This window comes from Pseudomonas sp. HD6422 (assembly GCF_025377065.1).
Lineage (GTDB): Bacteria > Pseudomonadota > Gammaproteobacteria > Pseudomonadales > Pseudomonadaceae > Aquipseudomonas > Aquipseudomonas putida_U.
In genome coordinates this window covers 23,508-32,112 of sequence record NZ_JAHWIW010000050.1, presented here as the reverse complement: position 1 = coordinate 32,112, position 8,605 = coordinate 23,508, and the positions used below count along the sequence as shown (strand labels likewise).

General features: G+C 64.8%; 11 protein-coding genes. 3 read left to right on the top strand and 8 right to left on the bottom strand.

Annotated features, from left to right (window positions below; all coding sequences use genetic code 11):
• Positions 1–91: 91 nt before the first annotated feature.
• On the bottom strand, positions 92–964 hold the full coding sequence (locus tag KY379_RS25245) for a carbon-nitrogen hydrolase family protein (protein WP_261241464.1): 873 nt from the start codon (positions 962–964) through the stop codon (positions 92–94).
• The gene (locus KY379_RS25240) at positions 961–1,551 is read right to left on the bottom strand and encodes a GNAT family acetyltransferase (protein WP_133329955.1); all 591 of its coding nucleotides are present in this window, start codon (positions 1,549–1,551) and stop codon (positions 961–963) included. The genes KY379_RS25245 and KY379_RS25240 overlap by 4 nt, the downstream gene beginning before the upstream one ends.
• A 115-nt stretch (positions 1,552–1,666) precedes the next feature.
• Between KY379_RS25240 and KY379_RS25235 the strand changes: the two genes are divergently transcribed.
• Entirely contained in the window at positions 1,667–2,065 is a 399-nt protein-coding gene (locus KY379_RS25235) for a nuclear transport factor 2 family protein (protein ID WP_133329953.1), read from the top strand.
• An 18-nt stretch (positions 2,066–2,083) separates the two neighbouring features.
• Here the strand turns inward: KY379_RS25235 and KY379_RS25230 are convergent, their stop codons facing one another.
• From KY379_RS25230 to KY379_RS25205, 6 genes are read right to left on the bottom strand one after another with little or no spacing between them, the layout of a single operon-like run.
• Entirely contained in the window at positions 2,084–2,662 is a 579-nt protein-coding gene (locus KY379_RS25230) for a DJ-1/PfpI family protein (RefSeq protein ID WP_196171551.1), read from the bottom strand.
• Positions 2,663–2,713: 51 nt separating this feature from the next.
• The gene (locus tag KY379_RS25225) at positions 2,714–3,871 is read right to left on the bottom strand and encodes a phospholipase D-like domain-containing protein (protein WP_261241463.1); all 1,158 of its coding nucleotides are present in this window, start codon (positions 3,869–3,871) and stop codon (positions 2,714–2,716) included.
• Between the two features lies 1 nt (position 3,872).
• Positions 3,873–4,454, bottom strand: a complete 582-nt coding sequence (locus KY379_RS25220; RefSeq protein WP_261241462.1) for a YceI family protein — start codon at positions 4,452–4,454, stop codon at positions 3,873–3,875.
• Positions 4,455–4,498: 44 nt separating this feature from the next.
• Complete coding sequence (locus KY379_RS25215) at positions 4,499–4,795, bottom strand: amidase (RefSeq protein WP_261241461.1); 297 nt, start codon at positions 4,793–4,795, stop codon at positions 4,499–4,501.
• Positions 4,792–5,859 (bottom strand): serine hydrolase domain-containing protein, encoded by a 1,068-nt coding sequence (locus KY379_RS25210; RefSeq protein WP_261241460.1) that lies wholly within the window; start codon positions 5,857–5,859, stop codon positions 4,792–4,794. The genes KY379_RS25215 and KY379_RS25210 overlap by 4 nt, the downstream gene beginning before the upstream one ends.
• Before the next feature lie 44 nt (positions 5,860–5,903).
• Complete coding sequence (locus tag KY379_RS25205; RefSeq protein ID WP_261241459.1) at positions 5,904–6,791, bottom strand: acyl-CoA dehydrogenase; 888 nt, start codon at positions 6,789–6,791, stop codon at positions 5,904–5,906.
• A gap of 162 nt (positions 6,792–6,953) precedes the next feature.
• Between KY379_RS25205 and olsB the strand changes: the two genes are divergently transcribed.
• Both olsB and KY379_RS25195 read left to right on the top strand, forming a co-directional pair.
• Positions 6,954–7,709, top strand: coding sequence for an L-ornithine N(alpha)-acyltransferase (olsB, locus tag KY379_RS25200; protein WP_133329939.1), 756 nt, complete (start codon positions 6,954–6,956; stop codon positions 7,707–7,709).
• On the top strand, positions 7,709–8,497 hold the full coding sequence (locus KY379_RS25195) for a lysophospholipid acyltransferase family protein (RefSeq protein ID WP_133329937.1): 789 nt from the start codon (positions 7,709–7,711) through the stop codon (positions 8,495–8,497). Before olsB ends, KY379_RS25195 begins: the two co-directional genes overlap by 1 nt.
• The last annotated feature ends 108 nt before the right edge of the window (positions 8,498–8,605 follow it).

Genomic DNA, 8,605 nt, shown 5'->3' with positions numbered 1-8,605 from the left:
TCCTCTGGGGGGCTCTTGTTTTCTTCTTCTGGTTCTCGGGGGGGCCCCCCCCGGGGGGGGGGCCCCCCCCGCGAAGGGGGCGCCGCCGTTTTCAGGGCAACCTGTCAAACTGCTCCGGCCAATCCCGACGCGTCAATACCTGCCCCTCCCGCCTCACCCGCCGTACCTCCTGCAGGTCCACCTCGCACATCAGCCATTGGCTGCCCGCAGGGTAAAGCTCGGTGCTCAGCGCAATCACCCCATCCCCGGGCATGCCATGGTCCGGCGGCACGAACAGCCCAGCCCGGCCGATGTTCTCATCCAAAGCCGGCGACCAAGGCGCCAACCCCACAGTCGGGCTCTGCAGCACGGCAATCTGGTTCTCCAGCGCCCTGGCCTGCGCACCGATGCGTACGCGATGGTAGCCCGCCTCGGTGTCAGTGCAGCTCGGTGCCAGAATCAGGTCTGCGCCCCCTTCGGCCAAGCGCCGGGCGAGCATCGGAAATTCGTTGTCGTAGCAGATCAGGATGCCTAGACGCCCCAGCGCCGTGTCGAACACCTGCAATCCCTCGCCGGGCGCGATGTTCCACTGCTCGCGCTCGAAGCGGGTCATGATCAGCTTGTCCTGATGCCCCAACAGCCCCTGTGGGCCGAACAACCATGCTCGATTGCGATAACGGCCATCGGCATCCAGTACCGGCGCGCTGCCCGGTTGCAGATAGACACCCCAACGCCGGGCAATGCCCGCGCACAGCTCCAGCCACGGCGCGATCAGCGGCTGGATACCGGCGATGGAACCTGACAGGTCGCCCCGTTGCTCGGCGGGCAACTGGCCACTGAGGACCAGGCCGGCATACTCCGGAAGCAGCAGCAGTTGAGCGCCTGCCTCAACCGCCTCGGCGCACAGGTCTTGTAAATGATCGGCGTAGGCATCCCAGGTTTCATGCAGCTCGATGGCGTATTGGCAAGCCGCGAGGCGAATCAAATCGGTAGCTCCTTGGTCCAGAATGACATGATCTTTTCCGAACTTTCCTCCTCGTCCAGATCACGCCAGCTATAGCTGGTGCGCAATGACGGGTCGTGCAGGAAGCCCCGGTTGCGCCAGAAGCCGTGTAGCGGCTTGTAGTCCGCTGGCCGCCGCGGGTGCACGCCTGGCCGCTCGACCGCGCAAAACGCGCAGTAGTCGAACTCGGCCAGTTTGTGCGCGTAGGACTCGCGCTCGATGAAGAAGCGCACACCCAGGCCCTGCCCGCGATACTGCGGCAGCACCAGCGACTCGCCGAAGTAGTAGACGCTGGCGGGGTCGCGCCCTTGGCCGAGAAAAGGTTGTTGGAAGGCTGGGTCGACATCCACCAGGGGCAGCCCGGTCGAGGCCCCGACCACCTGGTCGCCGTCCAGGGCCAGCACCACCAGACTACGGCCGGAACGGGCGTAGGCCGACAGGTATTCGGCTTCGTAGTCGGGGGAGCCGTCGTAAAGGTAGGGAAACTCGCGAAACACCGTCAGGCGAAGGCGAGCGAGGTCATCGATGTAAGGCGCGATAGCGGCGCCGTGCAACAGGCGGATTTCCATGCTTGGCGGTCGTTTTGTCGTGGTGGATGACGCGCTCGGCTAAGCCGGGCTTGAGGGGAAACCCTATCATCCGTGCCAACGCTGCGCCTTTTCCCTCCACGACAGGTATTGTTCCATGACCGCTACCGAACTGGTAAATGCTTACTACGCCGCCTTCAACGCAGGCGACATGCCGGCCTTTCTCGCCTTGCTCAGCGAGGATGTGATCCACGACATCAACCAGGGCGAGCGACAGATGGGCAAGGCGAAATTCGCCGCGTTCATGGACAAGATGAACCGCTGCTACCGCGAGCGGCTGGCCGATATCGTGGTCATGCAGAACGCCGATGGCAGCCGGGCGGCCGCCGAGTTCACCGTGCACGGCCAGTACCTGGCCGATGACGAGGGCCTGCCTCCGGCCAAGGGGCAGACCTACGTGTTGCCGGCCGGGGCGTTCTTCTACATCCACTGCGGGAAGATCGCCCGGGTCACCAACTACTACAATCTCAATGACTGGACCGAGCAGGTGGAATGAACCGGCGATAGGCCCCGATCAGACGATACGGGTACCCAGTACCTTTAGAAACGCCGCCAACCACGCCGGATGCGCCGGCCAGGCGGGAGCCGTGACCAGGTTGCCGTCGACATGCGCCTGGTCCACCGCGATATCGATGAACGTCCCGCCCGCCAGGCGTACCTCCGGTGCACAGGCCGGATAGGCACTGCAGCCGCGTCCTTTGAGCACACCAGCCGCCGCCAGCAGTTGCGCCCCATGGCAGACTGCCGCAATCGGCTTGCCGGCTTGGTCGAAAGCCTTGACCAACGCCAGCACCCGCTCGTCCAGGCGCAGATACTCCGGGGCTCGTCCACCGGGAATGAGCAAGGCATCGTAGCCTTCGGCGCGCACCTGGACGAAATCGTAGTTCAGAGCAAAATTATGCCCCGGCTTCTCGCTGTAGGTCTGCTCGCCCTCGAAGTCATGGATCGCGGTGCGCACCGTCTGCCCGGCGACCTTCTCGGGGCAGACCGCATGCACGGTGTGGCCCACCATGCTCAGTGCCTGGAACGGCACCATCGCTTCATAATCTTCGACGTAATCGCCCACCAACATGAGAATCTTCTTCGCCGTCATCGCATAGACTCCTGACAGTGCCTGGGAACAGTCACTGCAAGATAGTCGGTCTTAGTTGCGACGGTCGAGCAGATTGACCACCAACCGGTCCAACCAGCCCCACAACCGCTGTTTGACCCGGCGCCACAGCGGCCTGGCATTCCAGTGATCGAGGTCGACCTCCTCGCTCAGGGCGAAATCGCGCTGGAAACTGGCCAACACGGCGGCGGTCAGCGCCGGATCGAGTGCTTCGATGTTGGCTTCCAGGTTGAAGCGCAGGTTCCAGTGGTCGAAATTGCACGAGCCGACACTGACCCAGTCGTCCACCAGCGCCATCTTCAGGTGCAGAAAGCACGGCTGGTACTCGAAGATGCGCACCCCGGCGCGTAATAGACGCGGGTAGTAACGGTGCCCGGCGTAGCGCACCGACGGGTGATCGGTACGTGGGCCGGTGAGCAACAGGCGCACGTCGACGCCCTTGCCGGCCGCCCGCCGCAGCGAGCGGCGCACGCTCCAGGTGGGCAGGAAATACGGCGTGGCCAGCCAGACCCGCTGCTGGCCACTGTTCAGTGCCCGCACCAAAGAATGCAGGATGTCCTGATGCTGGCGGGCGTCGGCATAGGCCACTCGGCCCATGCCCTGACCCTGCGCAGGCACCTTGGGCAGGCGTGGCAGGCCGAAGCCCTCGGCCGGACGCCAGGCCGTGCGGCGGTTGTTGGCGTGCCACTGGCGGTCGAACAACAGTTGCCAGTCGACCACCACCGGCCCTTGCATCCGCACCATGACCTCGTGCCATTCCGATTGCGCCTGACCCGGGGTCCAGAACTCATCGGTGACTCCGGTACCGCCGACCACCGCCCAACGTTCATCGACCAGCAGCAGCTTGCGGTGGTCACGGTAGAGGTTGCGAAAGCCCCGCTTCCAGCGTAAGCGGTTGTAAAAGCGCAGATAGACGCCGGCCTCGGTCAAACGCGCACGCAGCGCCGCACCGAAGGCCAGCGAGCCGTAGTCGTCGAACAGGCAGCGTACCCGCACGCCACGCCGCGCCGCCCGCTCAAGCACCTCGACCACCGCTTGCGCACAATCGCCGGCCTCGACCAGGTACAACTCGAGATCGACCTGAAACTCAGCCTGGTCGATGGCCTGGAGCATGCGCGGGAAAAACGCCGGACCGTCGACCAGCAACTCGAACTGGTTCCCTTCGCGCCAGGGAAAGACCGGCCCCGGCATGTCAGCGAGCGTTGAAGATCAGCACCGCGTTGACCGGCACCGTCGGGTTGATGGACTTGAGTTTGGCGAACTTACGCAAGCTCTCCAGGCCGGGCATCAAGCCATAGTCCTCGGCGCGCAGCACCAAGGGCTCCAGCGTGACCACCTGGAAGCGCCGTTGGTCCAGGCGAGTGGCGAGCAGCAGCGCGTTGTAGCTGTGCGACTGGCCATGCAAGGTGACCGTCAGCGGCAGGCGCAATTCGATCTGCGCGCCATCGGCAAGGTCGTCGAGGGGCCGTAGGTCGATCTGTGCCTTGACCGTCGCCTCGGCGAACTGCTTGACCTCGAACAGTTCGTCGCGCATGCGCTCGTCCCTCAGCGGGATGCCGCTGCTCACCGAGTCCATCTCGATGCGCAGGCTGGCGGTGCCTTTGCGGTCGACGCTGCCATGCAGCACTAAAAAGCGATGCACCTCGGCAGTATTGCCGTTCTTGCCGGTGACGAACGACAGGCGTGACGACTCGCCATCGAGGTGCCAGTTGGCGTGGGCGGGCAGGCAAAGTGCCAACAACAATGCAGGAAGTAAACGGAGCATTTTGAACATGACGAATCTCGTGGAGCCAAGCCGCCAACCTTAACCGCCCGACCTTACGGCAGCAAGCGGCAACCCGCGCGCTGGCCCTGCCACTGCGCCTGGTCGTGCCGGCCCAGAGCCACGGCTGTCACCCGCCGTAGCTCGCGGTCCTCTTCGAGGCGCGACAAGGGCAACCATTGCCTGACGTAGCCACGGCAGTACGCCTCGTCGAAGCCCATGACGAAACGGCACGAGCAATATTCCTTGGCCGAGTAGGCCGGAAGAATCCCGGGAAAGTCTACCAATGCCTGGCGCTCGTGCCAGGCCCAGCTGCACAAGGCTACCAGCAACACCACCAGCAAGCGCTTCACGCGCCCTCCCCGGCAATGGCGGCCAGCACACGCTTGATCATTTCGTTGTGGCTATAGCTGGCATCGCGGTCATCGCCGTACCGCACGATCGTCACCTTCTGCTCAGGCAGTACATACAAGGCCTGTCCCCAATGGCCGAGCGCGGCGAAGGTGCTCACCGGTGCGTCCGGCCAGGGCGCCTGGCTGCCGGCCAGCGGCTGATTGAGCCACCAATGGCCACCAGGATTGGCTTCGCCGGGCAGCGCCCGGGCCGACGGGGACAACATGGTATTGAACTCGACCCAACTCGCCGGCAACAGCTGGCGGTCACCCCAACGCCCTCTGCGCTGCATCAGCAAACCGATTCGCGCCAGGTCGCGGGCAGTCAGGTACAGATAGGAAGAGCCGACAAAGGTGCCGCTGCCGTCGCGTTCCCACGTGGCACTGGTGATGCCCAGTGGTTCGAACAACGCCCGCCACGGGTAATCGGCATAGGCTTCGTCACCGACCATGCCGCGCAGGGTCGCGGCCAGCACATTGCTGTCGCCGCTGGAGTAGAGAAACCGCTTACCGGGGGCTTCGGCGGCAGGGCGCGCTGCCGTATAGGCGGCCATGTCGTGGCGTCCACCGGTATAGAGCATCGCCACCACCGAGGACTTCAGCGGCGCGTATTCGTAGTCTTCCTGCCAATCCAGTCCACTGGACCAGTGCAGCAGATTGGCGAGGGTGACCTCGGGATGAGTCTGCATGGGGGAGTAGAAGCGCGCTGCCGGGTCTTGCAGCTGAAAGCGTCCTTGACCCTGGGCCACACCCAGCAGCGTGGCCAGCACACTCTTGCTGACCGACCAGGTCAGGTGCGCGGTGTCGGCGCGGGTAGGTGCGCTGTAACGCTCGTGGATGATGCGCCCGTCCCGGACGATCAGCAGGGCATCGGTGCGGATGCCGCTGCGCTCGGAGGGGTTGCGCAGGGGGAACGCGTAGGCGTCGACGACCGTCCAGTCGATGGCTGTGCGGTCGACGGGCCAGTCCTCGGCCCAGGCTGGCAAGGTCAACAGGCCGAAGATTATGTACACGAACTTGGACATGATGTGGCCCTGGGATCCAACGGATCACACAACTTCTCAGGCCTTCATGACAATCCTGCAGCCGCCCAAGCCTTGGCCAGACGCTTTTCCCGCGCCGCCGTGGCCAGCGCCAGCACCCCCTGGTCCCGCTGCCACAGTTGCGCCCACTGCTCCGGCCCCGCCAGCAGCGCTTTGTCGATCGCCCCACGCAGCGCCTGGAATTGCGAAAACAAGCCTCCCAGCAGCAAGTGACAGCCGACGCTGTCGGCGCACTGCCGGCTGCCCTCGGCACAGCCTGCGAGCAACCCCAGCAAGCGCAGACGGAGCTCCTGCGGCCAGGCGCACTCCTGACCGACGCCATACAGCCAGGCGGTCAATGCAGTGAGCACGTACAGATCTTCAAGCGAGCGGAACGGCTTCACGTAAGCGTCCCAGCCATCCCCGGCCAGCAGCTCGCACGCCGCCTGCTGCAGATGCAGGCGCGCATGCCCGACTTCAGGCATCAGCGGCAAGGTCGGCAGGGCCCCGAGCGTGACGCCTGGCTCACCCGGATAGACCACCGCCAGGTTCAGTCGCGGCTTCTCGCCCTGCCCTTCGCTGCGCGCCGCCACCAGCAGCCACTCGGCGTCCAACCCGGCGGTGACGAAGTCCTTGTCACCACACAGACGCAGGCCGTCCAGGCGCACCTGCATGTCGGCAGGCATCACGCTGCGGCGCTCGGTCGCGCACAAAGCGCCAAGCCCATCTGGGGCACTGGGCCAAAGGACGCGCAACGCAGACTGGTAACCCACCAGAAAGGCCAGCCCCGGCGTAGCCATGGCCCGCCCGCCAAGGACCGCTAGCTCGAAGGGAGCGACAGCACCGAGGCGCTCGCGCAAGGCAGCATAGGTCTCGCCCAAGGTACCAGCCGGAGGATGACGAAACGGATCGTTGAGACGTTGCAACCACGGCATGTAACGCACCTCTCGAAGATTGCAGAAGCGGGTGGGGAGCATGCGGGGTGTCATGCAAGCATCACCAAAGGTTCACAGGGGTGACACCGCATCTACCTAGGCTGACTTTGCAGATAAAGCCGACCGGCCGCAACCCTCTTGGCTGGCTTAGGGAGACTCGCAATGACTCGGATCGCTCACTCTGGCGCCACCAGCTCCAACCGCCGCCTGCAAGCCGAACGCCTGGTCGGCGCCACGGCCCTGCAGGAAGCCCAGGCGCTGCGCTACAAGGTGTTCAGTGCGGAATTCAAGGCCAAGCTCAAAGGCGCCGAACAGGGCCTGGACATGGATGAATACGACGTTCACTGCCGCCACATCGGGGTTCGCGACCTCAGCACCGGCGAGCTGGTAGCCACCACCCGCCTGCTCGACCACCAGGCCGCCAGCAGTCTCGGTCGCTTCTACAGCGAAGAGGAATTCAGCCTGCATGGTCTGCTGCAGTTGCAGGGCCCGATCCTCGAACTGGGCCGTACCTGCGTGGCACCGGACTATCGTAATGGCGGCACCATCGCCGTGCTCTGGGGCGAGTTGGCCGAGGTGCTCAATGAAGGCCGTTACAGCTACCTGATGGGCTGCGCCAGCATCCCCATGCAGGATGGCGGGGTGCAGGCGCATGCCGTGATGCAGCGCCTGCGTGAACGCTACCTGTGCAACGAGCACCTGCGTGCCGAACCAAAGAACCCCCTGCCCAACCTGGCGCTGGCGGGCAACGTCATCGCCGAAATGCCGCCGCTGCTCAAGGCCTATATGCGCCTTGGGGCGAAAATCTGCGGTGAGCCTTGCTGGGACGAGGACTTCCAGGTGGCCGATGTGTTCATCCTGCTCAAGCGCGACGACCTGTGCCCGCGCTACGCCCGTCACTTCAAGGCGGCGGTCTGATGCCCAAGCTGCGGGTGATCGCCCGCCTCGCCCGATTGACCCTGGTCCTCCTGCTGGGGCTGTGCATGGCCGGCGTCATCGCCGTGGGTGAACGCCTGGGGATGAGCGCCTCGATCGGCCATCGCCAACGTTGGGCCTGCCTGTTCATGAAACGTCTGGTCGCCGCCCTGCCGTTCGAAGTGCAGGTGAGCGGCGAACTGCCTCAACGACCGATGCTATGGGTCAGCAACCATGTGTCCTGGACCGATATTCCACTGCTCGGCATGTTGCTGCCGCTGTCGTTTCTGTCCAAAGCCGAAGTGCGTCACTGGCCTGTGGCCGGCTGGCTCGCCGACAAAGCCGGAACGCTGTTCATTCGCCGGGGCGGTGGCGACAGCCAGCGTCTGCGCGAACAGATCGGCAGGCAACTGGGGCTGGCTCGGCCGCTGCTGATCTTCCCTGAAGGCACCACCACCGACGGTCGCCAGTTGCGCACCTTCCATGGACGCCTGCTGGCCGGCGCCATCGACCGAGGCGTAGCGCTGCAGCCGGTGGCCATCCAGTACTTGCGCGATGGCGAGGTGGACCCGATTGCGCCCTTCATTGGCGATGACGACCTGGTCTCGCATCTGATGCGTTTGTTCGCCGCACCACGGGGGCAGGTACGCATCCAGTTGCTGCCGGCGATCAGCAGCGTGGGCAAGGAGCGTGCGGCGTTGGCGTTCCAGGCTCAGCAGGCGATCCATGGGGCGTTGTTCGGGGTCGAGGAGGTCGAGGTGGCGCCTAGGCGGCAAGCGCGGGCGGCCTGAGTCATCCACTGTCTGTACCGGCCCTTTCGCGGGGCAAGTCCGCTCCCACAGATACCCCATAGTTGTCAGGTACCTAGGGTTACTGTGGGAGCGGGCTTGCCCCGCGAA